Here is a 25,340-nt window from a genome sequence, read left to right on the forward strand (position 1 = left end):
CCAGCAGGAACAGGGGGCGCCCGTGGCCGCGTCGGACTCGCGCAGCACCGTCACCGGCAAGGTGCGGACGGTCTGCTCGTACTGCGGGGTCGGCTGCGGCATGGTCCTGGACATCGGCAGCGGCCCCGACGGCCGCCGTACCGTCCTGAAGGCCTCCGGCGACAAGGAGCACCCCGCGAACTTCGGGCGGCTGTGCACCAAGGGCGCCACCACCGCCGACATGCTCGCCGCCCCCGGCCGGCTGACCACCGCCCTGCTGCGGCCCGAGCGGGGCGAGGAGGCCGTCCCCACCGGCGTGGACACCGCGGTCGCCGAGACCGCGCGGCGGCTGCGCGCGATCGTCGACGAACACGGCCCGGACGCGGTCGCCCTCTATGTCTCCGGGCAGATGAGCCTGGAGGCCCAGTACCTCGCCAACAAGCTCACCAAGGGCTATCTGCGCACCAACAACATCGAGTCGAACTCCCGGCTGTGCATGGCCAGCGCCGGCACCGGCTACAAACTCTCGCTCGGCGCCGACGGCCCGCCCGGCTCCTACGAGGACCTCGACCGGGCCGATGTCTTCCTGGTCATCGGCGCCAACATGGCCGACTGCCACCCCATCCTCTTCCTGCGCCTGATGGACCGGGTCAAGGCGGGCGCCAAGCTGATCGTCGTCGACCCGCGGCGCACCGCCACCGCCGCCAAGGCCGACCTCTTCCTCCAGGTCAAGCCGGGGACCGACCTCGCCCTGCTCAACGGCCTGCTGCACCTCCTGCACGAGAACGGGCACACCGATCCCGCGTTCATCGAGGCGTACACCGAGGGCTGGGAGGCGCTGCCGGAGTTCCTCGCGGACTATCCGCCGGACGCCGTCGCCGCGATCACCGGCATCCCGGAGGCCGACCTGCGCGCGGCGGCCCGGCTGATCGGCGAGGCGGGGGAGTGGACCAGCTGCTGGACCATGGGCCTCAACCAGTCCACGCACGGCACCTGGAACACCAACGCGCTGATCAACCTGCACCTGGCGACCGGAAAGATCTGCCGCCCGGGCAGCGGCCCGTTCTCCCTCACCGGCCAGCCCAACGCCATGGGCGGACGCGAGATGGGCTACATGGGGCCCGGTCTGCCCGGCCAGCGGTCGGTCCTCGTCGACGCCGACCGGGCCTTCGTGGAGGAGCGGTGGGGTCTCGAACCCGGCGCCATCCGCGCCGACGGCGTCGGCAAGGGCACCGTCGAGATGTACCGGAAGATGGCCGACGGCGAGATCAAGGCCTGCTGGATCATCTGCACCAACCCGGTCGCCTCCGTCGGCAACCGCAGGACCGTCATCGAGGGACTGGAGGCCGCCGAGTTCGTCGTCACCCAGGACGTCTTCGCCGACACCGAGACCAACGCCTACGCCGACGTCGTGCTGCCCGCCGCCCTGTGGACCGAGTCCGAGGGCGTCCTCATCAACAGCGAACGCAACCTCACCCTCGCCCGCCCCGCCGCCGACCCGCCCGGCGAGGCCACCGCCGACTGGCGGCTGATCGCCGCCGTCGCCCGCGCCATGGGCTTCGAGGACGGCTTCTCCTACGACAGCGCGGAGCAGATCTTCGAGGAGATCAAGGGCTTCCACAACCCGCAGACCGGCTACGACCTGCGCGGGGTGAGCTACGACCGGCTGCGCGCCGCCCCCGTCCAGTGGCCTGCCGCCACCGCCGAAGGACCCGACCGCAACCCCCTGCGGTACGTCAACCCCGACGGCACCCTCACCTTCGCCACCGCCTCCGGACGCGCCGTCTTCCACGCCCGCCCGCACCTGGACCCCGCCGAGATGCCGGACGACGACTACCCGTTCGTCCTCAACACCGGCCGCCTCCAGCACCAGTGGCACACCCTGACGAAGACCGCCAAGGTCGCCAAGCTCAACAAGCTCAACCCGGGCCCGTTCGTCGAGGTCCACCCCGAGGACGCGGCGGCCCTCGGCCTCACCGACGGCGACTCGGTCGAGGTGGCCTCGCGGCGCGGCCGGGCCGTCCTGCCCGCGGTCGTCACGGACCGGGTGCTGCCCGGGGCCTGCTTCGCGCCCTTCCACTGGAACGACCTCTTCGGCGAGTACCTCAGCGTCAACGCGGTGACCAGCGACGCGGTCGACCCGCTCTCCTTCCAGCCCGAGCTGAAGGTGTGCGCGGTGTCGCTGACCAAGGTGTCCACACCGGTGACCGTGCAGACGCCGGGGACCGAGGAGACTCCGGCCGCCGTCGTCGTACCCTCCGCCACCGCCGTCGTCGCTCCTACGGCCGTACTGCCCTCCGCCGCCTCCGTGTTCGGCCTCGACCCCGTCCCGCCGCCGGTCCTCACCGACCGCGAACGGCAGTACCTGGTCGGCTTCCTCGCCGGTATCCCGGCCGGTGCTCCCGGTGTGCCCGTGCTGCCGCCGGACGCGCCCTTCAGTCCCGAGCACGCCCTGTGGGTCAACGGCACCCTCGCCGGCATGTACTCCCGCTCCGCCACGGTCCCCACGGCCCCGGCCGCCGCGCCCGTCCCCGGCCGTCAGGTGGTGATCCTCTGGGCCTCGCAGACCGGCAACGCCGAGGACTTCGCCGCCGCCACCGCCGAGCGCCTCACCGCGGGCGGCCACGCGGCCTCCCTCGTCGCCATGGACGAGGCCGACCCGGCCGCCCTGCCCACCGGCGCCGACCTGCTGCTGATCACCAGCACCTTCGGCGACGGCGACGCGCCGGACAACGGCAGCGGCTTCTGGGACGGCCTCGCCGCCCTCGACACCGGCCGCCTCACCGGCCGCCGGTTCGCCGTACTGGCCTTCGGCGACTCCAGCTACGACGACTTCTGCGGGCACGGACGGCGCCTGGACAGCCGGATGGACGAACTCGGCGCGGTCCGGCTCGCACCGCGCACCGACTGCGAACCGGACTACGAGACACAGGCGGAGGCCTGGCTGGACCAGGTCCTGATCGCCCTCAAGGAGGAGTCCGCGCCCGCTCCCGCCGCGGCCCCCGCCCGGTCCCGGCGCCCCGCCCCCGTCACCGCCCGCCTCACCGGCAACCGGCTGCTCAGCCTGCCCGGCGCCGGCAAGGAGGTCCGCCGCTTCACCTTCGACACCCGCGACAGCGAGACCCCGCTGGTCTACGAGGCCGGCGACGCGCTCGGGGTCCGCCCGCTCAACTCCCGCGCCCTGGTGGAGGAATGGCTCGCCGTCACCGGACTCGACGCCACCACCGGCGTCGAGGTGGGCGGCGTCGGCGAAATCCCCTTCGCCGAGGCGCTGTCACGGCATCTGGACATCACCAGGATCACCCCGGACCTGCTCCGCTTCGTCGCCGAACGCGCCCGCGACCCGCGCGAGTTGCGCAAGCTGCTGCGCCCCGACAACAAGGACGAGCTGGCCAAGTGGTCCTGGGGACGGCAGGCGGTCGACCTCGCCGCCGAGTTCGGCACCCGGGCCGGCGCGGCGGAGTGGGCGGGCGTGCTCGGCAGGCTGCAGCCGCGCCTCTACTCCATCTCGTCCAGCCCGCTCAGCGACCCCCACCAGGTCTCCCTGACCGTCTCGGTCGTCCGCTACGAGAACCTGCGCGGCAGGCCCCGGCAGGGCGTCTGCTCACCCTTCCTCGCCGACGCCGAACCCGGCACCGAGGTCCCGGTGCACGTCCAGGGCTCCCCGCACTTCCGCCCGCCCGCCGACCCGGCGACCCCGATGGTGATGGTCGGCCCCGGCACCGGGGTGGCGCCGTTCGTCGGGTTCCTGGAGGAGCGGCGCGCCCGCGGCCACCGCGCCCCCAACTGGCTGTTCTTCGGCGAACAGCACCGGGCCAGTGACTTCTACTACGAGGAGGAGCTCACCGCCCTGCTCGCCGAGGGCACCCTGAGCCGCCTCGACACCGCCTTCTCCCGCGACCAGCGCGCCAAGGTCTACGTCCAGGACCGGATGCGCGAACACGGACCGCTGCTGTGGTCCTGGCTCCAGGACGGCGCCCACTTCTACGTCTGCGGCGACGCCTCCCGGATGGCCAAGGACGTCGACCGGGCGCTGAAGGACATCGCCACCGTGCACGGCGGGCTGACCCAGGACGAGGCGACGGCGTACGTCAAGCAGCTGGCCACGGAGAAGCGTTACGTCCGGGACGTCTACTGATTCCTCGTCAGATGGCGCATGGTGAGGGCGAGATGGAGCCGGAACCGGCCCTGCGGGGTGCGCACCGACCAGCCCAGCAGATGCTCCGCGTGCGTCAACCGGTCCTGGAGCGTGGAGTGATGGACGTTGATCTCCCCGGCCGCCGCCCGCAGGCTCGCCGTCGACGCCACCGCGTGCAGGGTGCGCAGCATCCAGGGCGCGTCCGCCGCCGCGGCCTCCACCGCGCGGACGTCCGGCGCCGGTTCGGCACCGGGGACGACCAGTGCGGCGAGCAGCGCGACATCGCCCAGCTCGTCGGCGTGCACCACGGGCCGCTCCGGTTCCTGTCCGCCGCCGTCGGCGGTGAACCGCAGCGCGGTACGGGCCGCGTCCCAGGAGCGGGGGAGATCCTCGACGGCCACGGCCGGTCCCACGCCCATCCGCCCGGCCGCGGGCAGCGCCCGGCCGTCGGCGACGATCCGGGCCGGGCCGTCGGCGACCGCCACCGCCCGCACCCGCGCGTCCGGTCCTGCGCCGTCCAGGCCGAGCGAGCGGGCCGCGTGCAGCCGGGCGGGCAGCGGGGCACCGGCGTCCAGGACCGTCTCGACCAGCGCGGGATCGTCCACCGGCGGTGCCGGGGCCCGGCCCCGGGTGCGGTCGAGCACCGACCGTACGGCCGCCGAGGCCCGCTCCAGGATCACCGCGTCGACCACGCTCGTCCCCGGGGCACCGGTCCGCTCCAGCCAGAGCGCGGGCGGCCCGCCCGGCACCAGCGGCGCGCACGGCCAGCCGGGATCGGGCGCGTCCTCGCTGTCGGCGCGCCGGCCGTCCGGCTCCACCCGCAGCCGGACCCGCCGCTCGGGGTCGGCCAGCCGGGCCGGGCAGCCGGCGAGCACGGCGGCCCCGCGCACCAGCGCCTCCAGACCGGCCCGGGACTCGGCCAGCCGGTCGAAGTAGGTGATGACCGTGACGGCGGCCCCGGCGTCCGGGTCCACCGCGGCCAGCCGCCCCGCCAGCTCTTTCATACCGCCATCATGCGCCATCCGGCCGCCGAGGGAAGGGGTAGGCAACCGATGCGGACGTCCGCCCCTCATAGCTGTCGAGACAGCCGTCGACGACAGGAGCCTCTCCCTTGGACCGCAACGCGCCCGCCCGGGCCGCCGGCCCGTCCCGCCGGAGATTCATGGTCTACACGGTGGCCGCGGCCACCCTCACGGTCGCCGCCCCGCTCGGCTGCGACACCTCGGAGGCCGACGGCGCCACCGCGGCCCCCGGGGTCCTGGTCACCGGCACCGACGAGGAGATGCTCGTCCTGGAGGTCACCGCGGACAACGAGGTCGTCGTACGGCTGCCGCGCGTCGAGGTCGGCCAGGGCATCACCACCGCCGTCGCCATGATGATCGCCGAGGAGCTGGACGCCCGCCTCACCGACGTGCGGATCCCCCTCGCCGACGCCCGCAGCAAGGGCAACCAGTACACCGGCGGCTCCAGTTCGGTCAGCTCGCTGTACGGCCCGGCCCGGCAGCTGGCCGCCACCGCGCGGGCCCGGCTGGTGACCGCGGCCGCCCGCCGCTGGCACCTTCCCGCGCACTCCCTGCGGACCTGGCACGGCCGGGTCCTCGCCCCCGACGGCCGGACCGCCACCTTCGGCTCGCTCACCGCGAGCGCCGCCCGGATCCGCACCCCGGACGTGTCGAGCAAGCCCAAGCCGGCCTCCCGGCACAAAGTGATCGGGAAGCCGACGACCAGGATCGACGCCCGGGACATCGTCACCGGCGCCGCGAAGTACGCGGGCGACCTGGCGGTGGCCGGGGCGAAGCCGACCGTGGTGGCCCGGCCGCCGACGCTGCGCGGCGAGCTGGTCTCCCTCGACGACACGGCGGCCCGCGCCCTGCCCGGCGTGCACGCGGTCGTGCGGATCTCCGGCGGGGTCGCCGTCGTCGCGGACACCTTCCACCACGCCTTCCAGGCCCGGGACGCCCTGAGGATCACCTGGGCGCCGGGCCCGCTGGCCGCCCTCTCCGACAAGGAGATCCGCTCCCGGCTGCGCGCCGCCGTACCCCGCCTGGGCAGCCCGCCGCGCGGATCGACGCAGATCGAGGGCGAGTTCGCGTTCGCGTTCGTCAGCCACGCCCCGATGGAGGTGCTCACCGCGATCGCCGACGTCCGCTCCGACCGGGCCGAGCTGTGGTTCTCCACGCAGACGCCGATGGACGCCCGCGAGACGATCGCCGCCCTGCTCGGGCTGCCGAAGACGGCCGTGCGGGTCCATGTGATGCGCGGCGGCGGCTCGTTCGGGCGGCGGCTCAACTTCGACGCGGCCATCGAGGCGGCCCTGATCTCCAAGGCGGCCCGCAAGCCGGTGAAGCTGATGTGGAGCCGCAACGACGACACCCGGCACGGCAGGATGCGGCCCGCGACCCACCACCGGATCCGGGCCAGCGTGGCGGGCGGCCGGGTGGTGGCCTTCCAGCACATGACGGCCTCGGTGGGGGAGTCGTCCGACGAGACCGCCCTGACCGCCCAGTCGGCCGGGGTACGGCCGCTGCCCAGCGACAGCGGCCTGTACAACTTCGGCCGCGTGGGCGGCGATTCGGGCGGCATCGAGCTGGCGGTCCCGCTGGGCGCCTGGCGGTCGGTGGACTCCGGCACGTCGCGCACCGTGGAGGAGATCGTCGTCGACGAGATCGCGCGCGCCCTGCACCGGGACCCGGTCGCCTTCCGCCGCAGCACCCTGCGGAGCAAGCAGGTGCGGGCGGTCCTCGCCAAGGCGGCCGCCGCCGGGCACTGGGGCCGGGCCATGCCCGCCGGGACCGCCCAGGGCGTGGCCGTGCACGAGGAGTACGGGTCCGCCGTCGCCTGCCTCGCCGAGATCGACGCCACCGACCCGGAGAACCCCCGGGTCACCAAGGTGGTGATGGCCGCCGACGTCGGTACGGCCGTCAATCCGCGCGGCCTGGAGGCCCAGCTCATGGGCACCGCCGTCGACGGCATCTCCACCGTGCTGCGGGCCGGGCTGCACATCGACCGGGGCGCGGTGCGCGAGGGCAGCTTCGCCGACTTCCACTACGCCCGCCAGCGGCACGCCCCGCTGGAGTTCGAGGCCCACATCCTCCCCTCCGGCCGGGAACCCGGCGGCGCCGGCGAACTCGGTGTCCCGGCCGCGTCGGGCGCGGTCGCCAACGCCTACGCCCGCGCCACCGGAACGAAACCCCGCAGCTTCCCGCTCGACTTCTGACCCACCGCCTCCCGACTCCCAGAAGGCACCGATGCGTTCGTACTCCTTCGTCCTCAACGGCAAACCGGTCACCGTCGAGGCCCCCGACGACATGCCCCTGCTCTGGGTCCTGCGCGACCTGCTCGGCGTCACCGGCCCCAAGTACGGCTGCGGGGTGGGCGTCTGCCGCGCCTGCACCAGCCACCTCGACGGCGAGGAGATCCAGCCGTGCACGGTCCCGGTCGCCGACTGCGCGGGCCGCGCGGTCACCACCATCGAGGGCCTGGCCGACGGCGACACCCTGCACCCCGTCCAACAGGCCTGGCTGGACTGCGACGTGGCCCAGTGCGGGTTCTGCCAGCCCGGCCAGATCATGGCGGCCGCCGCTCTCCTCAAGCGCACCCCGCACCCGACGGACGCCGACATCGACGCGATCGAGAACGTCTGCCGCTGCGGCACCTACTCCAGGATCAGGGAGGCGATCAAGAAGGCGTCGGCGAACGGGGCTTGAGCCCACCGAAGACGCCGAGGCGTAGACGAAGGACACCCCGGCGGAGACGATCGGCCGACGACCGCGCACCTCCTCCCGCCCGACCATGGGGCCGTCCGACGAGCGGGAGGCATCGCATGAGGACAGCACGGGGGAGTGCGGCCGCCGCCCTGGCGATGGCGGCGGCCGCACTGGCATCGACGGCCGCCGCACCGGCACCCTCCCTACCCGGACACCTGCCCCCTGACCCCGGCCACCCCTGCGCCGCCCACCCGACCTGCACCACCATCACGTCCACCGCGGGCCCGAGGCCGCCGTACCGCAGGGCGCTCGGCCTCCGCTGACCTGGAGTTCCCCACCCACCCGGTCAAGATCGTAAATAGTCGGTCGTTTCCGGACCGAAGGCACCGCCGAGCTCGGTGCGCACTACAGTTAGCCAGGCTCGATGGTGGGGATCCTGGGGGATTCATGCAGGAGATGGTGAAGGGGTCCAACGTCACGTTGTCGGCCCTGAGCGAGAACGTCGGCTCGGTGGTCGTCAGCCTGGGCTGGGTCAGCCCCAGCGGCGAGGGCGACGCGGACGTGTCCGTTCTGCTGGTCGGCGCCGACGGCAAGGTGCGCGGGGACACCGACTTCTACTTCTACAACAACCCGGTGGCGGCCGACGGCAGTGTGCAACTGCTCGGCAAGACGCCCACGGAGGCCGGCGACGAGGACCGGATCGGCTTCGACCTGACCGCCGTACCGCAGGACGTCGACCGGATGATCGTCGCGGCCAGCCGGTACCGGGACGCCCGCTTCGGCGAACTGGAGAACCTCACCGTCACCCTGGCCGACGCGGCCGGCGACGGACTGCTCCGGTTCACCGTCGCGGACGCCGACGCGGTGAGCGCCGTCATCTTCGGGGAGCTGTACCGCAGGACGGGGGAGTGGAAGTTCCGCGCCGTCGGGCAGGGGTACGCCGACGGACTGGCCGGTCTGGCGACCGACTTCGGCGTCGACATCGACGACGACGCCGCACCCGAGGACGCGCTGGACGGCCCCGCCGACGACGAACAGGCCGGTCCCGAACCGGTGGCCGAGCAGGAGGCGAAGGACAACCTGGACGGCGTCCCCGCGCCCCGCCCGCCCGCGGACGACACCGCGGCGAAGCCGTCGGCCGCCCGGCCGCGCACGGCGAAGAAGAAGGTCACCCTGCCGAAGGCCGCCAGGAAGTCCCTCGCGGAGAACGAGTCCTGGCGCCAGGCCCGGCTCTTCCCCGTCTCGGCCCTGAAGAGCGACCGCGACCGCGAGACGCGCGCCACCTCCGTCCTGCTCTCGGTGATGGCCCAGGTACCCGAGTTCGGCCGACGGCTCACCGCGGGCTTCGGCGCCCCGGCCGGACGCATGGAGACGTTCACCGAGGTGTCCCTGCCGCACGGCGACACCCCACGGCGCCCCGACGGCGTCATCCGCGTAGAGCGGGCCGGCAAGCTGTGGACGGCCCTGGTCGAGACGAAGACCAACGGCAACGCCCTGAAGTCCGAGCAGGTGCAGGCCTACATGGACATCGCGGCCCGCCGTGGCTACGAGGCCGTGATCACGCTCTCCAACGACGTGGCGCTGGACGGCAGTCCGCTGGTCGACGTCAAGATCGACGGGCGGCGCAAGCACAAGGTGGCGCTGCGCCACCTGTCCTGGGCCGAGGTCGCCCACCAGGCCCAGATGCTGATCCGGCACGAGGGCGTCGGCAACAAGGCGCACGCCTGGCTCCTCCAGGAACTGCTGCACTACCTCCAGCACGAGAACTCCGGCTGCCACGGCTTCCAGAACATGGGCCCCGCCTGGGTCCCGGTGCGCAACGGCATCGACGACGAGACCCTCTGCCAGGGCGACCCGCGCGCCCTCGACGTGGTGGAGAGCTGGGAGCGGCTGATCCGGCAGGTCTGCCTGGGCCTGGGCGGCGAACTCGGGCAGAAGGTGCTCCCGGTCCGTGGCTCCAGGGCCGGCCGGGACCCCAAGGAGCGCCGGGGCCTGCTCGCCGACCAGCTGTGCCTGCAGGGCCGGCTCCAGGCCGAACTGCGCATCGAGGGCACGCCGGGCGTGCTGGAGATCGAGGCCGATCTGCGCACCGGCCGGCTCCGCACGGCCATGCAGATCCCGGCCCCGGAACAGGGCTACCCGCTGAGCTGGGCCAAGCGGCTGGTGCGGTCGCTGGCCGAGGCGCCGGCCGATCTGCACATCGAGACCCTGGTCGAGGGCGACACCGCCGGTCCGCGCGGCACCCTCGAACGGCTCCGCCCCGAACCGGCCGACCTGCTGCCGAAGACCGACGGCGCCCGGATCACCGGCTTCCGGCTCTCGCTCCTCAAGGGCATGGGCAGCGGCCGGGGCAGCGCCGAGACCGGGTTCATCCGCAGTGTCGACGACGCCGTGCAGCGGTTCTACGGCACCGTGGCGGTCCACCTGGACCGGGCGACGGCCCGACGGGCCCCGGCCAAGCAGCCGGAGCCCGTCGGCTGACGGCCGCTCAGTTCGCCAGCAGCCGTCGCAGCCAGGTCAGATGGGCCGCGCGTGCCGCCTGGGAGAGGGCGGCCTGCGGGGCGAAGCCGTCGAAGCCGTGGAAGCCGCCCGGCCAGACGTGGAGTTCGGCGACCCCGCCGGACTGCCAGATGCGGGACGCGTAGGCGACGGTCTCGTCCCGGAAGGTCTCGGCGGAGCCCACGTCGAGGAAGGCCGGCGGGAGGTTCGTGAGGTCGGCGGCGCGGGCGGGGGCCGCGTAGGGGGAGACGTCGGGGCCGCCGCGGGCCGCGCCGAGCAGGGCGGTCCAGCCGGTCTCGTTGGCCGTGTGGTCCCAGACGCCGAGACCCTTCATCTGGTGGCTGGACGGCGTGTCGTTGCGGTCGTCGAGCATGGGGCACATGAGTATCTGGCCGATGACCGACGGGCCTTGACGGTCCCTCAGAAGCAGGGCAAGGGCGGCGGTGAGGCCGCCGCCCGCGCTGGCGCCGGCGATCACGATCCGGTCCGGGTCACCGCCGATCTCCTTCGCGTGCTCCGCCGTCCACAGCAGCCCGGCGTACACGTCCTCGACCGGCGCCGGATGCGGATGTTCGGGCGCCAGCCGGTACTCCACCGACACCACCACCGCGCCCAGTTCCTTCGCCCAGGCCAGCGGGACGTCCACGCCCACCCGGTTGTTGCCGATCACCATGCCGCCGCCGTGCACGTGGTAGATCACCGGCAGCGGGCCGGGAGTCGCGGAGGCGACCGGGCGGCAGATCAGGAGGGAGATCTCCGGCGCGTCCGCCGGACCGGGCACCGTGCGGTCCTCCACCGCGAACGCCCCGTCCATCGTGAGGTCCAGCTCGGCCAGCAGCTGTATCCCCGCGCCCTCCCGGATCGTGGCGATGTCGTCCATCGTGAACGCCGGGGAGATCACGTCCTTGATCAGCTCCAGGGCGGCGGAGAGTTCGGGGTCGAACGGGGGCGGTACGGAGGTCATGGCTGCTCCTCGCGGCGGTGTACTGCGGCTCGTAGGGCCATGGTCCGCTCCGCCGTATGCGCGCCGGAGGCCGCCGGACGGCGGAAGCTCCCCGCCATCCGGCGGGTGCCCGGTCCGGACTCCGCGCCGCGGCTTGACTTCGAGCGCGCTCGAAGATCTAGCGTCGAGGGAGCATACGACCATCCGGGCGGAACGGAGAACGGCCATGCGCGTGGGCGTGCACATCAACCGGTTCAACCACCCCGGCGGCGGGCCCGCCCTCGGCGCCGAACTGGCCGCCGCCGGTGCCGCGGCCGAGGCGGCGGGCGTCAGCTGGGTCTCGGTGATGGACCACTACTTCCAGATGGAGTTCAACGGCGGCGCCGAGGACCCCATGCTGGAGGCCTACACGACGCTGGGCTACCTCGCCGGCCGCACCTCCACCGTGCGGCTGGGCGCCCTGGTCACCGGCGTGACGTACCGGCATCCCGGTCTGCTCGCCAAGATCGCCACCACTCTCGACCTGGTCTCCGGCGGCCGGGCCACCCTGGGCATCGGGGCCGCCTGGTACGACCGTGAGCACCACGGCCTCGGCGTGCCCTACCCGCCGCTCGCGGAGCGCTTCGAGCGGCTGGAGGAGACGCTGCGGATCTGTCTCCAGATGTGGGACCCGGAGAACAACGGCCCCTTCGAGGGCACGTACTACCGGCTCGCCGAGACGCTCTGCGTACCGGCGCCGGTCAGCCGGCCGCACCCGGAGATCATGATCGGCGGCGGGGGAGAGAAGAAGACCCTGCGGCTGGTCGCCCAGTACGCCGACGCCTGCAACCTGATCCCCGGCTCCCCCGAGGAGCTCCGGCACAAGCTCGACGTGCTGCGCGGCCACTGCGACACCGTCGGACGGGACTACGGCACCATCCGCAAGACCATCGCGTACGGCGCCGAGCCGGCCACCACGGGCGACCTGGACGCCTTCACCCGGGACATCGAGGGGTACGCCAAGCTCGGCCTCGACACCGTCATCCTGTCGCCGCGCCTGGGCGAGACCTCGGGATGGATCGAGAGCTTCGCGGCCCCGGCCGTCGAGCGGCTCGCCGGGATCGAGTGAGCCACGGGACGTGGAAGAGAGGGGGCCGAAGCTCGTCAGCTCCGGCCCCCTCTTCTTTTCGGGCTCTTTTCGGGCGGGGGTGCCTCAGGCGGCCACGCCCACGTTGCCGTGCAGGCGGGCGACGACCTCGGTCAGCTGGGCGGCGACCTCGGCGTCGTCGGCCGGGTGGGTCTCGGCGAAGCGGACCACGGAACCGGGGATGGAGAGCTTGATGTCCTCGATCACCTTGCCGCCGGCGATGCCCACGGCCTTGCGGGTCTCGTCCTGCGCCCACACACCGCCGTACTGGCCGTAGGCGGTGCCGATGACGGCGACCGGCTTGCCGCCGAAGGTGCTGGCGCCGTACGGGCGGGACAGCCAGTCGATGGCGTTCTTCAGGACGGCCGGGATCGTGCCGTTGTACTCGGGGGAGAAGAGCAGGAAGGCGTCGGCGGCCTGGGCGGCGGCGCGCAGCTTCGCGGCGGCGGCCGGGACGGTGCCCTCGACGTCGATGTCCTCGTTGTAGAACGGGATGTCGGCGAGGCCCTCGAAGACCTCGACCTCGGCACCCTCGGGAGCGAGCTTCACGGCCGCCTCGGCGAGCTGGCGGTTGTGCGAACCGGCACGGAGGCTGCCGACGAGCGCAAGGATGCGGACAGACATGGGGGAACTCCAAGGGGGGATGAAACACTGCCGTTACGAATCCGGACCGGGGTCCGGTTAATTTCTAACATCCCAAACGGACCGCGGTCCAGTTCTGTTCCCCATGCTTTACGCTGTCTTCATGTCCAGCGTCCTGCCGCCCTTCCCGCAGCCTCAGGAGCCCTTCGACACACCGCAGTTGCTCGAAGTGGGACCCTCCGCTCCCGAAGAGCCCTGCCTGCGTGCCGACGCGGCCCGCAACCGCGCCCGGCTCCTGGAGGCGGCCGCCCGGCTGATCGCCGAGCACGGGGTGGCCGGGGTCACCATGGAGGCGGTGGCCGCGGCTGCCGAGGTGGGCAAGGGCACCGTCTTCCGCCGCTTCGGCGACCGCACGGGGCTGCTGATGGCCCTCCTCGACCACTCGGCGCGGCAGCTGCAGGCCGACTTCCTCGGCGGGCCGCCCCCGCTGGGCCCCGGCGCCCCGCCGGTCGAGCGGCTGCGCGCCTTCGGCATCGCGGTGCTCTACCGCGCGGTCGAGCAGCTGGACCTGCAGCTGGCCGCCCAGCCCGAACCGACCCGCCGCCACGCCCACCCCTCGGGCCGCGCCCTGCGCACCCATGTCACGGTGCTGCTGCGGCAGATCGAGCCGGACGCCGACTGCGAACTGCTCGCCCAGACGCTGCTGGCCGCTCTCGACCCCGCCCTCATCCACCATCTGACCAGGCAGTGCGGGATGCCGATGGAGCGCCTGGAGGCCGGCTGGGTCGACCTGGTCGCCCGCGTCACGCGGACGGAGCCGCCCCGCTGACGTCCGGCCGCCCGGCCGCGAACAGGTCGACCAGGCCGCGCGGCGCGTCGGCTTCGAACAGCAAGGCGCCGCCCGCCGTCGACTCCGCCGCGGCCGCCGCGGCGCGCGGGAACATCCCCGCCTCGTAGGCGGCCAGGGCGGCCTCGGTGTCGCCCGGGTGCGCGAGGAGGGCCAGGCCCAGGTCGGAGCCGTCGATCAGGGCCAGGTTGGCGCCCTCCCCGGCGAACGGCGACATCAGGTGCGCCGCGTCACCGAGCAGGGTCACGCCGGGCACGCGGTCCCAGCGGTGGCCGGCCGGCAGGGCGTGGATCCGCCGGGGCACCAGCTCTCCCTCGGCGTCCGCGACCAGCGCCCGCAGGCTCTTGTCCCAGCCGTCGAAGGACCGCAGGACGGCCGCCTTGGCCGCCTCGGTGTCGGTGAAGTCGATCCCGTCCAGCCACTCCTCGGGAGCCTCGACCGCCGCGTACACGTGCAGACCGCCGTCGCTCTCCCGGTGGGCCAGGAAACCCCGGCTGGCGCCCAGCGCGAACAGCATGCCGCCGCCGACGACCTCGGCGCTCACCGGATGCCGTACGTCCGCGTCCGGCAGGTCCGCCTCCGCGAACGACACCCCGCAGTACGCGGGCAGGGCGTCCGAGACCAGCGGGCGCACCCGCGACCAGGCGCCGTCGGCGCCGACCAGCAGATCCGTGGTGAACGAACCGCCGTCCGCCAGCAGCACCTCGTGCCGGCCGTCGCCGAACGGACGGGCGCCGGTGACCTTCGCGCCCCAGCGGATCACGCCCTCGGGCAGCGAGCCGAGCAGCAGCCCGCGCAGGTCGCCGCGGTCGATCTCCGGACGTCCGCCGGTACCGTCGTCGACCGCCTCGTAACGGACCCGGGCGTCCTGGTCCAGCACCCGTACCGCCTGGCCGCCGGCATGGACGTGCGTCAGGAACTCCTCGTACAGCCCGGCCGCGCGGAGCGCCGCCTGGCCGGACTCCTCGTGGATGTCGAGCATGCCGCCCTGGGTGCGGGCGGCGGGGGAGGCGTCGCGGTCGAAGACGGCGGTCTCGACGCCGTGCGCGTGCAGCACCCGGGCGAGCGTGAGCCCGCCGAGTCCGGCGCCGATGATCGCTATGGGGTGGTGGGGTGTCGACACGGTGGTCTCCTAGTCGTGGGGTTCGGGTACGGCGGTGTGCTCGATGCCGCTGATCAGGGCCTGGAACGCCCAGGACGCGCGGGCACCGGGCGATCCGGTCATGAGCAGTCCGGACGCGGCGGCGATGTGCGGGTGGGTCCGCTCCGACACCTCGGTCAGCGCGTGACCGAGCGCGTCCCAGTCCTCCTGGGAACCCCCGCCCGCGTGCTCGGCGGCGGTCGCGGTGGCGCGCTGGAGCAGCAGGTCGACGCCCCAGGCGGCCCGCTCGCGCGGCACCCCGCCCTCGGCGAGCAGGCCCAGCAGGCTCTCGATCAGATTCAGGTAGTTCGGGCCGCTCGGCCAGGAGGTCAGCGCGGAGCGGGCCAGGCTCGGGTACTCCAGGAGCATCCGGGTGTACCCGAGGAGCACCTGCTCCAGCCGCTTGCGCCAGTCGCCCTCCGCCGGGGCCGGTGCCACGCCGCCGAGCAGTTCGTCCAGGACCGCCGCGTGCAGCTCGGCGGTGTTGCGGACGTAGACGTACAGCGAGGCCGGTCCGGTGTCGAGCTCCTGGGCCAGGCGCCGCATGGTGACCTTCTGCAGACCCTCGGCGCGCAGGATCTCCACGGCGGCGGTGACGATGCCCTCCCTGGTCAGGGCGGGCTTGGCGGGACGCTCGCGGCGGGAGCGGGGGGTGGCTGGCATGCCCCGACTCTAACGAACATGTTCGTTCCGAATAAGCTCGTGACGAACATGTTCGTCCGATGATGTCTCCGGCGGCGTGCCGGACCCAATTCGTCCAACCGTGAACCACCTTGCCCCGCCGCCATCCTCACTCGGGGCTTCTGCCAAGATGCCGTACGTCATGGTGCAGATCCCGAAACCGCCCTCGGCAGCGTCGCCGACTCCGCGCTCGGTCCCCACGAGCGCCGATGTGGCCCGCCTGGCCGGCGTCTCCCGCGCGACCGTCTCCTACGTCCTCAACAACACCAGCGCCGTACGGATCAGCGAGCCCACGCGGCGCCGCGTCCACCAGGCCGCGAAGGAACTCGGGTACGTCCCGCACGCGGCCGCCCGCAGCCTGCGCGCCGGGCACAGCCGGATGGTGCTGATGCCCGCCCCGGCCATCCCGATGGGCCCGCTCTACGGCCAGTTCATCAACGACCTCCAGTGGGCCCTCAGCCGCCTGGACTACACCGTCGTGCAGTACGGCACGGCGGGCCTGCGCGGTGACGAAGCCGCCCGCGCCTGGGCCGAGTTGCGGCCGGTCGCGGTACTGGTCCCCGACGCCGAACTCGGGCCCGAGGGCGTCGCCGTCCTCAAGCGGGCCGGTGCCCGCGCCGTGGTCACCTTCGGCCCCGAACGGGTCGACGGCGCCCATGCCCTGCTGATGGACCACGACGCCGTCGGCCGCTGCGCCGGCGCCCACCTGTACGCCCGCGGCCGGCGCCGGATCGGCGTGGTCGTCCCCACGGAGACCGGTCTTGAGACCTACTCCCGGCCCCGCGTCGAAGGACTCCGCCAGGCCCTGCGCGGCACCGACGCCACGCTCACCGAGCTGCCGCTCGCCTACACCGAGGAGTCCGCGGCCCAACTCGCCTCCGGCTGGCGGGAGTCGGGGATCGACGCGGTGTTCGCGTACAACGACGAGTACGCCATGCTGCTCATGCGCGCCCTCCAGGACGAGGGCGTCCGCATCCCCGAGGAGACGGCTGTGGTCGGCGCCGACGACCTGATGCTCGGCCGGCTGCTGCGCCCCCGGCTGTCCACGATCCACATCGACCTGCCGTCCGGCCGCGACCTCGCCGAACTGGTCGACCGCGCGGTGCGCGACTTCGGCGGCGAACCCGAGACGCACCAGGTGCTCGGCGCCGCCGTGGTGCGGCGCGACTCCAGCTGATGGGTCACCCTGGTCGGAGGGCGGTGCTTTTCCGCGCCCTCTGACTAGGATGTTGCGCGCTCAACCAAACGGCTCATGGGCGCGCCGTGAGCCGCGCAACCCGGTGATCGATCGGAGAGCCGTCATGCCGCTGCTCGACCCGAAGACCTGGCAGGCCAGCGCCCTGTCCGGCCCGCAGTACACCGTCACCGAGCCCGCCACCGGCGACCCGCTCGACACGGTCACCCTCGCCGCCCCCGCCGACGTCGCCCCGGCCGCCGCGGCGGCCCGGGCCGCCCAGCGCGAATGGGCCCGGGTACCGCACTTCGTCCGGGCCCAAGTCCTGCGCAAGGCAGGGGACTTGTTCACGGAGCACGCCGACGAACTGCGCGAGTGGATCGTCCGCGAGTCCGGCTCCATACCCGGCAAGGCGGACTTCGAACTGCATGTCGCCGCCCAGGAGTGCTACGAGGCCGCCGCCCTCGCCTCCCGCCCGGCCGGCCAGGTCCTGCCCAGCGAGGCGCCCCGGCTGTCGTACACCCGCCGGATCCCGGTCGGTGTCGTCGGGGTGATCGCGCCGTTCAACGCGCCGCTGATCCTGTCCATCCGCTCGGTGGCCCCCGCACTCGCGCTGGGCAACGGGGTGGTCCTGAAGCCCGATCCGCGCACCGCCGTCTGCGGCGGGCTCGCGCTGGCCGCCGTGTTCGCCGCGGCCGGGCTGCCGGAGGGTCTGCTGCAGGTGCTGCCCGGCGCCGCCGACGTCGGCGCGGCGCTGGTCGACGACCCGCAGGTGCCGGTCATCTCCTTCACCGGCTCGACGGCGGCCGGCCGCGCCGTCGGCGAGGCCGCGGGCCGCCGGCTCAAGCGCGCCCACCTCGAACTCGGCGGCAACTCCGCCCTGATCGTGCTGGAGGACGCCGACCTCGACGCGGTGATCTCCACCGCCGCCTGGGGATCCTTCTTCCACCAGGGCCAGATCTGCATGACCACCGGACGCCACCTGGTGCACGCCTCGCTCGTCGACGAGTACGTCGAACGCCTCGCCGCCAAGGCCGACTCGCTCGCCGTCGGCGACCCGCACCGCGAGCAGGTCCACCTCGGCCCGATCATCGACGCCGGCCAACTCGCCAAGATCCACGGCCTGGTGGAGTCCAGCACCGCCCACGGCGCCCGGCTCGCCGCCGGCGGCACCCACGAGAACCTCTTCTACCGGCCCACGGTCCTCGCCGGCGTGGACGACCGCACCCCCGCCTACGCCGAGGAGGTCTTCGGACCGGTCGCGCCGGTGCGCGCCTTCGCCGACGCCGACGAGGCCGCCGCCCTCGCCGCGGACAGTTCCTACGGGCTCTCCCTCGGCATCGTCACCCGGGACGCGGCCCGCGGACTGGACCTCGCCGAACGCATCCCGACCGGCATCGTCCACATCAACGACCAGACCGTGAACGACGAGGCCGTGGCCCCCTTCGGCGGAGTCGCCGCCTCCGGCACCGGTGCCCGGTTCGGCGGCGAGTCCAACCTGGAGGCGTTCACGGACGTGCGGTGGACGACCGTACGGCCGGATGTGGCGCCGTACCCCTTCTAACCTTCGTTAAGGGGTCTCGCTCCCGCTAGGGGGTGTCACTCGCCCTGGGCGCCGCCCTGCTGCGCGGCGATGCTCTTGCGGACCTCGTCCATGTCCAGCTTGCGGGCCTGGCCGATGACGTCCGTCAGGGCGGCCTCCGGCAGGGCGCCCGGCTGGGCGAAGACGGCGACCTGGTCGCGGACGATCATCAGGGTCGGGATCGACTGGATGTTGAAGGCCGCGGCCAGCTCCGGCTGCGCCTCCGTGTCGACCTTGGCGAAGACCAGGTCGGGGTTGGCCTCGGCCGCCTTCTCGTAGACGGGGGCGAACATCCGGCACGGGCCGCACCAGGCCGCCCAGAAGTCGATGAGAACGAACTCGTTCTCGGTGACCGTCTGGTCGAAGTTCTCCTTGGTGAGCTCCACGGTGCTGCTCATGCGTGCTTCCCTCTTCCTGATGTGGGGGCGTCCCGGGCTGGGGCGAAACCGCTCGCGACAACATGTCCGACCGGACGGGTATTCCGCCTGCCTACCCGTGTGGCCCCGGCGCACACCACCCGCGAGACTGGCCCCATGACGGAAACGGAATCCATCGCTTACGACGTAGTGGTGCTCGGAGCCGGGCCCGTGGGGGAGAACGTGGCCGACCGCACCCGTGCGGCCGGTCTCTCCACCGCGGTCGTGGAGAGCGAACTCGTCGGCGGCGAGTGCTCGTACTGGGCGTGCATGCCCAGCAAGGCCCTGCTGCGCCCGGTCATCGCCCAGGCCGACGCCCGCAGGCTGCCCGGGCTCGCCCAGGCGGTCCAGGGACCCCTCGACGCCCCCGCGGTCCTCGCCCGCCGCAACTACTTCACCTCGAACTGGCAGGACGACGGCCAGGTCGCCTGGCTGGACGGCATCGGCGCCGACCTCTACCGGGGCCAGGGCCGCCTCGCCGGCCCCCGCACGGTCACTGTGACCGGCCCCGACAGCACCCTCACCACGCTCACCGCGCGGCACGCGGTCGCCGTCGCCACCGGCACCCGCGCCCAGCTGCCTCCGCTGCCCGGGCTCGCCGAGGTGAAGCCCTGGACCAGCCGCGAGGCCACCAGCGCCCAGGAGACGCCCGGCCGGCTGATCGTGGTCGGCGGCGGTGTGGTCGCCACCGAGATGGCCACCGCCTGGCAGGCCCTCGGTTCCCGGGTCACCCTTCTGGTCCGCGGCAAGGGGCTGCTGAACCGCATGGAGCCGTTCGCCGGCGAACTCGTCGCCGACGCGCTCAAGGAGGCGGGCGTCGACGTCCGCACCGGCACGTCCGTCCGGTCGGTGACCCGCGAGAACGGCACGGTCGTGGCCGTGACCGACGCGGGTGACCGGATCGAGGCCGACGAGATCCTCTTCGCCACGGGGCGCGTGCCGCACACCGACGACATCGGCCTCGACACCGTCGGGCTGGAGCCGGGCTCCTGGCTGTCGGTCGACGACACGCTGCTGGTCGACGGCACCGACTGGCTGTACGCCGTCGGGGACGTCAACCACCGGGCGCTCCTCACCCACCAGGGCAAGTACCAGGCCCGGATCGCCGGTGCCGTCATCGCGGCGCGCGCCGCGGACACGGCGGTGCCGGACGCGCCGTGGAGCGCGTACGCGGCCACCGCCGACCACGACGCCGTCCCGCAGGTCGTCTTCACCGACCCGGAGGCGGCGGCCGTCGGGCTCTCCCTTGCGGAGGCCGAGCAGGCCGGGCACCGGGTGCGGGCCGTGGACGTCGAGTTCTCGTCGGTCGCGGGGGCGGGGCTGTACGCCGAGGGGTACAAGGGGCGGGCCCGGATGGTCGTCGACCTGGACTCGGAGACCCTGCGCGGAGTCACGTTCGTGGGGCCGGGGGTGGGCGAGCTGATCCACTCGGCGACCGTGGCGGTCGCCGGGGAGGTGCCGATCAGCCGGTTGTGGCATGCGGTGCCGTCTTATCCGACGTTGAGCGAGGTGTGGCTGCGGCTGCTGGAGGCGTATCGGGGGTAGGGCCGAAGGAGGATGGGGCGTGGGTCGCCTGCGGGCCGGTGGGGGCTGGTCGCGCCCACGCGGCGGAGCCGCATATCGACAGAGCCCCGCGCCCCTGACGGGGCGCTGCAGTTCAGGGCATTTTGAAGCCCAGCTCTTCTGCTGCCGTCGTGGGCGTCGGCTGAGACCAGCGCCTCGCCATCTCCTCGTTCGACGACAGTGACCGCAGTTCCGCGCGGTCCAGGTACAGCAGGCCGTCGAGGTGGTCGGTCTCGTGCTGGACGATGCGGGCCGGCCAGCCCGTGAACAACTCGTCCAGCGCGCGGCCGTGTTCGTCCTCGGCGCGCAGGCGTACCTCGGCGTGCCGGGAGACGACCGCCTGCCAGCCCGGCACGCTCAGGCAGCCCTCGAAGAAGGCGGCGCGGGTGGGGACGGTGGGCGCGTAGGCGGGGTTGACGAGTACGCGGAAGGGCTGGGGGACCCGGCCCCGGGCCGAGGCGACCTCCTCGGGCACGGGTGCCGGGTCCTCGATGACCGCGATGCGGAGGGGGACGCCGACCTGGGGTGCGGCGAGGCCCACGCCGGGGGCCGCGTGCATGGTGACGCGCAGTGCCTCGATGAACCGGGCCAGCAGGGCGGGGGCCAACTGGCCGTCGTAGGGGTCGGTTCCGCGCCGGAGGACCGGGTCGCCGGCGGTGACGATGGTCAACGGGCCGCCGGGGGCGAGGAGTTCCTCGATCTGTTCGGCAAGGGGCGCGCGATCACTGGGGGATGCCATCGCGCCAGGATGCCATGAGCGGGAGTGTGACGCGGGTCACTTTGCGTGGGGGGAACTCAAGGCGCGGGCCGCCCGACTACTGGACCGTCACCGCTCAGCCCCGAGTCCCCCGGAGAACCCGCCGATGTCCACCGCTCCCCCGACCTCCCCCAATCTCGGCTCCGCTCGATCGGGGGGACCCCCATCGGACGAGGCCCCGCAACCCGCCGCCCCGGCCGCCCCGCCGAGCCGCTGGGCCCCGCTGCGCCCCCTCGTCCTGCGCCTGCACTTCTACGCCGGTGTCCTGGTCGCCCCCTTCCTCCTGGTCGCCGCCACCACCGGCCTGCTGTACGCCTTCTCCTTCCAGGCCGAGAAGCTGGTGTACGCCCATGAACTGACCGTCCCGGTGGGCAAGACGGAGCTGCCGGTCTCCGAGCAGGTCGCCGCGGCCCGCAAGGCGCACCCCGAGGGCACGGTCTCCGCGATACGGCCGTCGCCCGAGGCGGGCGCGACGACCAGGGTGCTGCTGTCGGGCGTCGAGGGCGTGAACCCGGACCACACCCTCGCGGTGTTCGTCGACCCGTACACCGGCAAGGTGCGCGGCGCGCTCGAACAGTACGGCTCCACCGGCGCGTTGCCGCTGCGCACCTGGATCGACGAACTCCACCGCGATCTGCACCTCGGCGACACCGGCCGGCTCTACAGCGAGTTCGCGGCGAGCTGGCTGTGGGTGATCGCGGGCGGCGGCCTGGTGCTGTGGTTCTCCCGGCGGCGGGCGCTGCGCAAGGTGCGCGGCACCAGCGGGCGGCGGCGCACCCTCGGCCTGCACGGCACCGTCGGCGTCTGGGCCGCCGCCGGCTTCGTGTTCCTGTCGGCGACCGGCCTGACCTGGTCCACCTACGCCGGTGCCAACATCGACGAACTGCGCACCTCCCTGGGGCAGGCGACCCCGTCCGTGTCGGCGGCCGCGAGCGGCGGCGAGCACGCCGGGCACGGTACGGCGGCCGGGACCGGCGGCGACGCCGAGCACGGGGTCGGCCTCGACAAGGTGCTGGCCGCCGCGCGCGCCGAGGGGCTGGGCGACCCGGTCGAGATCGTGCCGCCCGCCGACGCGAACAGCACGTACGTCGTCAAGCAGGTCCAGCGCAGCTGGCCCGAGAAGCAGGACGCCGTCGCCGTCGACCCGACGACGGGCGAGGTGACCGACGTGCTGCGGTTCGCCGACTACCCGCTGCTCGCCAAACTCACCCGCTGGGGCATCGACCTGCACACCGGCATCCTCTTCGGCCTCGTCAACCAGCTCGCCCTGGCCCTGCTCGCCCTCTCCCTGATCCTGCTGATCCTGTGGGGCTACCGCATGTGGTGGCAGCGCGGCCGGGGCTCCGCCTTCGGCCGGCCCATCCCGCGCGGGGCCTGGGCGGAGGTCCCGCCGTACCTGCTCGTCCCGGGCATGGCGGTGATCGCGGTGCTGGGCTGGTTCGTGCCGCTGCTGGGTATCCCGCTCGCCGCGTTCCTCGCCGTCGACATCGTGCTCGGCGAGATCGCGCACCGGCGGGGGCGGCGATCGTACGGAAGGGGTGCCGGCGTGAAGTAGCGTGGTCAGACACGCTGTCGCCGGAGGGAGACGGGATCATGGCGCGGGCCCGGCGGGGGCAGGGGGAGCTGGAGGGGCAGGTGCTCGGCGCGCTCCGCGAGGCCGAAGGGCCCGTCACCGCCGCCTGGGTGCAGGAGCGGCTCGGCGGCGACCTCGCCTACACCACCGTGGTGACGATCCTGACCAGGCTGCTCGCCAAGGACGTCGTCGCCCGCGAACGGCAGGGCCGCGCCTTCCTGTGGACGCCCACCGCCGACGTGGCCCGGCTCGCCGCCCTGCGGATGCGCCGGCTCCTCGACGGCGAACGGGACCGGGAGGCCGTCCTGGCGAGCTTCGTCACCGCGCTGCCGCCCGGTGACGAGCAGGTGCTGCGGGCGCTCCTGGAGGCCGCGGGGCCGGGTCCGGTGAACACTCGGCGCACCTCGCCCACCGGCCCCGGCGGTACGGAAGACTGACCGGACATGGGGGTCTTCGTCTTCCTGCCGCTGGTCCTGCCGCTGACCGCCTGGCCCGTCGCCCGGCTGGCCGAGGGGCGGCTGCACCCGCGCACCGCCACCCGGCTGCTCACCGCGGTGGCCCTGGTCATGGCCGTGTGCAGCACGCTCTGCCTGGCCCTGCTGATGGTGGTGGGCACCGCCCAGCTCCCCGGCAACCCGCTCCCGGACGGCTGGTCCGACCCGGAGGTGCGGGCCGCCGTCCCGCACGACGAGATCGCCGGCCGCGCCGCCATCCCCGCCCTCGGTGTGGTGGCCGTGCTGTGCGGGCGCGCCCTGCGCCGGCACCGCCGGGGTGCCCGGCTGGCCCGGCGGGCGCTGACCGGGCTGCCCGGCCGGGAGGTCGCCGTCCTGCCCGACGGCGCCCCCTACGCCTACGCGCTCCCGGACCGGATCGTCGCCACCACCGGGCTGCTGGGCGGCCTCGCCCCCGCCGAGCGCCGGGCCCTGTTTGCCCATGAACGCGCGCATCTCGCCGCCCGGCACCACCGCTACCTGCTCGCCGTGCATCTGGCGGCCCGCGCCAACCCCTTCCTGCGGCCGTTGCGCACCGCCGTCGTCTACACGGCGGAGCGCTGGGCGGACGAGGAGGCGGCCCGCGCGGTGGGGGACCGGCGCACGGTCGCCCGGGCCATCGGCAAGGCGGCGCTGCTGTCGACGGGCAGCCCGGCGCCCACCCTGGCCGCACTGGCCGCCACCGGCCCGGTGCCGCGCCGGGTCGCCGCGCTGCTCGGCCCCGCGCCGGTGGCCCGCGACTGGCCCTCGGCGTTCACCGCGGCCGGATTCGCCGTCTGGGGCGCGGCGGCCGGCGCCCTGGTGTCGGCGATGTCCTCGGCGAACTCGGCGATCACCCTGTTCCTGATCCTGCACGCGGCCACACCCCTGTGACGGCCGTTCACTCCTCGGGGAAGTCCCCGGCCAGCGCCGAGGCGAGGCGCAGATGCGGCTCCGCCTCCTCGTGCCGGGCCTGGCGCTGGAGCGTGCGGCCCAGCATCAGCCGGGCGTAGTGCTCCACCGGGTCGCGCTCGACGATCGTGCGCAACTCGGCCTCGGCGCGGCGCAGTTGGGCCGAGTGGTAGTAGGCGCGCGCCAGCAGCAGCCGGGGTCCGGTCTGCTCCGGCACCTCCTCGACCAGCCCGGCGAGCACCCGCGCGGCACCCGCGTAGTCCTTGGCGTCGAAGAACAGCCGGGCACGGTCCCAGCGTTCGGCGAGGGTTCCCTGCTCGTAGTACGTCGTGTCCACTCGTGACCTCCTTCGCCGCCGTCAACGGAGCCGGGTGGTTGAAAATTCCACTACTGGGGGAGGGGGCGCGGAGGGTGCCGGGACGCGCTCCAGGACCCCGCCCGCGAACACGTCGTACAGCGGCAGCGTCTCCAGATGGACATAGCCGATGTGGCAGTCGCAGCTGGTCAGCGGGCAGGCGCGGGGGCGCAGGGCGGCGCGGTAGGAGCCGTCGTAGAGGTTGCCGAGCGGGGCCGGGACGAAGTGGCAGCGGCGGACCGTGCCCTCCCCGTTCACGGAGACGACCGACTCCCCGGTCCGGCAGGGCAGCCCCGCGCTGGCGTGCGGGTGGCGGCTGTAGGGGAAGAGCGGGTCGAGGGCCGTCCACCGGTCCGCCTCCGCGTCCGTGTAGGTGTGGCCCTCGGCCGCGTTGACCCAGAGGTAGACGTGTCCGGGCAGGTCCGCGCGCAGCCGCCGGGCCGCTTCGAGATGGCCGGGCAGCCCGACGATGCCCACGCTGAACCGGATGCCCCGGTCGGCGAGGTCGCGGCACTTGCCGAGGAAACGGTCGTAGGGGGTCTGCCCGGGGTGGTAGGTGCACCACAGCGCGAGCGTGTCCGGGTCGGCGTCGGCGAGCCAGTCGGTGCGGCAGCTGAGGTTGGTCTGGATCGCCACCCGGCGGATGTGCGGGAGACGGGACAGCTCGGTGAGGGTGCGCCGGTACCAGGACCGGACCAGGCCCTCGCCCCAGGGCGTGAACAGGATCGAGAGCCGGTCCTCGGTCTGCCGCTGAGCCCAGTCCGCGAACCGGGCCAACGCGGCACGGTCCGCGCGGAGTTGGTCCGTGCTGTCGCGCCGCTTGGCGAACGGGCAGTAGGGGCAGTCGTAGTCGCAGGAGGCGAGCGGGCCCCGGTAGAGCAGGGTCAGGTCCATG

22 protein-coding genes are annotated in these 25,340 nt (G+C 73.7%); 13 read left to right on the top strand and 9 right to left on the bottom strand.

Features of this window, described 5'->3' with window-relative positions; all coding sequences use genetic code 11:
• The first annotated feature begins 100 nt into the window (after positions 1-100).
• A complete protein-coding gene (locus ACGFZS_RS16265) occupies positions 101-4,117 on the top strand; it encodes a molybdopterin-dependent oxidoreductase (protein WP_393796016.1) in 4,017 nt (1,338 codons plus the stop codon).
• Here the strand turns inward: ACGFZS_RS16265 and ACGFZS_RS16270 are convergent.
• The gene (locus ACGFZS_RS16270; RefSeq protein ID WP_393795598.1) at positions 4,111-5,121 is read right to left on the bottom strand and encodes a helix-turn-helix domain-containing protein; all 1,011 of its coding nucleotides are present in this window, start codon (positions 5,119-5,121) and stop codon (positions 4,111-4,113) included. The genes ACGFZS_RS16265 and ACGFZS_RS16270 overlap by 7 nt on opposite strands.
• 158 nt (positions 5,122-5,279) lie before the next feature.
• Here ACGFZS_RS16270 and ACGFZS_RS16275 point away from each other — a divergent pair, with 158 nt between their 5' ends.
• From ACGFZS_RS16275 to ACGFZS_RS16290, 4 genes are all read left to right on the top strand, one after another.
• Positions 5,280-7,334, top strand: a complete 2,055-nt coding sequence (locus ACGFZS_RS16275) for a molybdopterin cofactor-binding domain-containing protein (RefSeq protein ID WP_393796017.1) — start codon at positions 5,280-5,282, stop codon at positions 7,332-7,334.
• Between the two features lie 31 nt (positions 7,335-7,365).
• Positions 7,366-7,824 carry a (2Fe-2S)-binding protein gene (locus ACGFZS_RS16280; RefSeq protein WP_393795599.1) on the top strand — a complete coding sequence of 153 codons (459 nt, stop codon included), beginning with the start codon at positions 7,366-7,368 and terminating at the stop codon, positions 7,822-7,824.
• Positions 7,825-7,940: 116 nt separating this feature from the next.
• Complete coding sequence (locus ACGFZS_RS16285; RefSeq protein WP_393795600.1) at positions 7,941-8,147, top strand: hypothetical protein; 207 nt, start codon at positions 7,941-7,943, stop codon at positions 8,145-8,147.
• A 124-nt stretch (positions 8,148-8,271) separates the two neighbouring features.
• Positions 8,272-10,305 (top strand): TerD family protein, encoded by a 2,034-nt coding sequence (locus ACGFZS_RS16290; protein WP_393795601.1) that lies wholly within the window; start codon positions 8,272-8,274, stop codon positions 10,303-10,305.
• 7 nt (positions 10,306-10,312) lie between these two features.
• Here the strand turns inward: ACGFZS_RS16290 and ACGFZS_RS16295 are convergent, their stop codons facing one another.
• Positions 10,313-11,287 carry an alpha/beta hydrolase gene (locus ACGFZS_RS16295; RefSeq protein ID WP_393795602.1) on the bottom strand — a complete coding sequence of 325 codons (975 nt, stop codon included), beginning with the start codon at positions 11,285-11,287 and terminating at the stop codon, positions 10,313-10,315.
• Positions 11,288-11,492: 205 nt separating this feature from the next.
• Here ACGFZS_RS16295 and ACGFZS_RS16300 point away from each other — a divergent pair, with 205 nt between their 5' ends.
• Positions 11,493-12,374: an LLM class F420-dependent oxidoreductase gene (locus ACGFZS_RS16300; protein WP_393795603.1), complete on the top strand. Its 882-nt coding sequence runs from the start codon at positions 11,493-11,495 to the stop codon at positions 12,372-12,374.
• Positions 12,375-12,458: 84 nt separating this feature from the next.
• On the opposite strand, the gene ACGFZS_RS16305 is transcribed toward ACGFZS_RS16300, so the two are convergent.
• Entirely contained in the window at positions 12,459-13,016 is a 558-nt protein-coding gene (locus ACGFZS_RS16305) for an NAD(P)H-dependent oxidoreductase (RefSeq protein WP_393534486.1), read from the bottom strand.
• A gap of 103 nt (positions 13,017-13,119) precedes the next feature.
• Here ACGFZS_RS16305 and ACGFZS_RS16310 point away from each other — a divergent pair, with 103 nt between their 5' ends.
• Positions 13,120-13,803: a TetR/AcrR family transcriptional regulator gene (locus ACGFZS_RS16310; protein ID WP_393795604.1), complete on the top strand. Its 684-nt coding sequence runs from the start codon at positions 13,120-13,122 to the stop codon at positions 13,801-13,803.
• On the opposite strand, the gene ACGFZS_RS16315 is transcribed toward ACGFZS_RS16310, so the two are convergent.
• Positions 13,778-14,944, bottom strand: coding sequence for an FAD-dependent oxidoreductase (locus ACGFZS_RS16315; protein WP_393795605.1), 1,167 nt, complete (start codon positions 14,942-14,944; stop codon positions 13,778-13,780). The genes ACGFZS_RS16310 and ACGFZS_RS16315 overlap by 26 nt on opposite strands.
• A gap of 9 nt (positions 14,945-14,953) precedes the next feature.
• The gene (locus ACGFZS_RS16320; protein WP_393795606.1) at positions 14,954-15,625 is read right to left on the bottom strand and encodes a TetR/AcrR family transcriptional regulator; all 672 of its coding nucleotides are present in this window, start codon (positions 15,623-15,625) and stop codon (positions 14,954-14,956) included.
• 148 nt (positions 15,626-15,773) lie between these two features.
• Between ACGFZS_RS16320 and ACGFZS_RS16325 the strand changes: the two genes are divergently transcribed.
• Positions 15,774-16,820 (top strand): LacI family DNA-binding transcriptional regulator, encoded by a 1,047-nt coding sequence (locus ACGFZS_RS16325; RefSeq protein ID WP_393795607.1) that lies wholly within the window; start codon positions 15,774-15,776, stop codon positions 16,818-16,820.
• Between the two features lie 124 nt (positions 16,821-16,944).
• Complete coding sequence (locus ACGFZS_RS16330) at positions 16,945-18,381, top strand: aldehyde dehydrogenase family protein (RefSeq protein WP_393795608.1); 1,437 nt, start codon at positions 16,945-16,947, stop codon at positions 18,379-18,381.
• Positions 18,382-18,416: 35 nt separating this feature from the next.
• Here the strand turns inward: ACGFZS_RS16330 and trxA are convergent, their stop codons facing one another.
• Positions 18,417-18,797 carry a thioredoxin gene (gene trxA / locus ACGFZS_RS16335; RefSeq protein ID WP_393795609.1) on the bottom strand — a complete coding sequence of 127 codons (381 nt, stop codon included), beginning with the start codon at positions 18,795-18,797 and terminating at the stop codon, positions 18,417-18,419.
• Positions 18,798-18,932: 135 nt separating this feature from the next.
• On the opposite strand from trxA, the gene ACGFZS_RS16340 reads away from it, so the two are divergent.
• Positions 18,933-20,360, top strand: coding sequence for a dihydrolipoyl dehydrogenase family protein (locus ACGFZS_RS16340; protein ID WP_393795610.1), 1,428 nt, complete (start codon positions 18,933-18,935; stop codon positions 20,358-20,360).
• A 112-nt stretch (positions 20,361-20,472) separates the two neighbouring features.
• Here ACGFZS_RS16340 and ACGFZS_RS16345 read toward each other — a convergent pair whose 3' ends face one another.
• Positions 20,473-21,117, bottom strand: a complete 645-nt coding sequence (locus tag ACGFZS_RS16345) for a peptide deformylase (protein ID WP_393795611.1) — start codon at positions 21,115-21,117, stop codon at positions 20,473-20,475.
• A gap of 124 nt (positions 21,118-21,241) precedes the next feature.
• On the opposite strand from ACGFZS_RS16345, the gene ACGFZS_RS16350 reads away from it, so the two are divergent.
• The 3 genes from ACGFZS_RS16350 to ACGFZS_RS16360 are packed head-to-tail and all read left to right on the top strand — an operon-like array spanning position 21,242 to position 24,072.
• The gene (locus ACGFZS_RS16350) at positions 21,242-22,690 is read left to right on the top strand and encodes a PepSY-associated TM helix domain-containing protein (RefSeq protein ID WP_393795612.1); all 1,449 of its coding nucleotides are present in this window, start codon (positions 21,242-21,244) and stop codon (positions 22,688-22,690) included.
• Positions 22,691-22,728: 38 nt separating this feature from the next.
• Positions 22,729-23,145: a BlaI/MecI/CopY family transcriptional regulator gene (locus ACGFZS_RS16355; protein WP_355718682.1), complete on the top strand. Its 417-nt coding sequence runs from the start codon at positions 22,729-22,731 to the stop codon at positions 23,143-23,145.
• 6 nt (positions 23,146-23,151) lie between these two features.
• A complete protein-coding gene (locus ACGFZS_RS16360; RefSeq protein WP_393795613.1) occupies positions 23,152-24,072 on the top strand; it encodes a M56 family metallopeptidase in 921 nt (306 codons plus the stop codon).
• A gap of 7 nt (positions 24,073-24,079) precedes the next feature.
• Here ACGFZS_RS16360 and ACGFZS_RS16365 read toward each other — a convergent pair whose 3' ends face one another.
• Positions 24,080-24,427, bottom strand: coding sequence for a tetratricopeptide repeat protein (locus ACGFZS_RS16365; RefSeq protein WP_393795614.1), 348 nt, complete (start codon positions 24,425-24,427; stop codon positions 24,080-24,082).
• Positions 24,428-24,448: 21 nt separating this feature from the next.
• Positions 24,449-25,339, bottom strand: a complete 891-nt coding sequence (locus ACGFZS_RS16370) for an STM4011 family radical SAM protein (protein ID WP_393795615.1) — start codon at positions 25,337-25,339, stop codon at positions 24,449-24,451.
• Position 25,340 lies beyond the last annotated feature (1 nt).

The organism is Streptomyces sp. NPDC048288 (genome assembly GCF_043201555.1).
GTDB lineage: Bacteria > Actinomycetota > Actinomycetes > Streptomycetales > Streptomycetaceae > Streptomyces.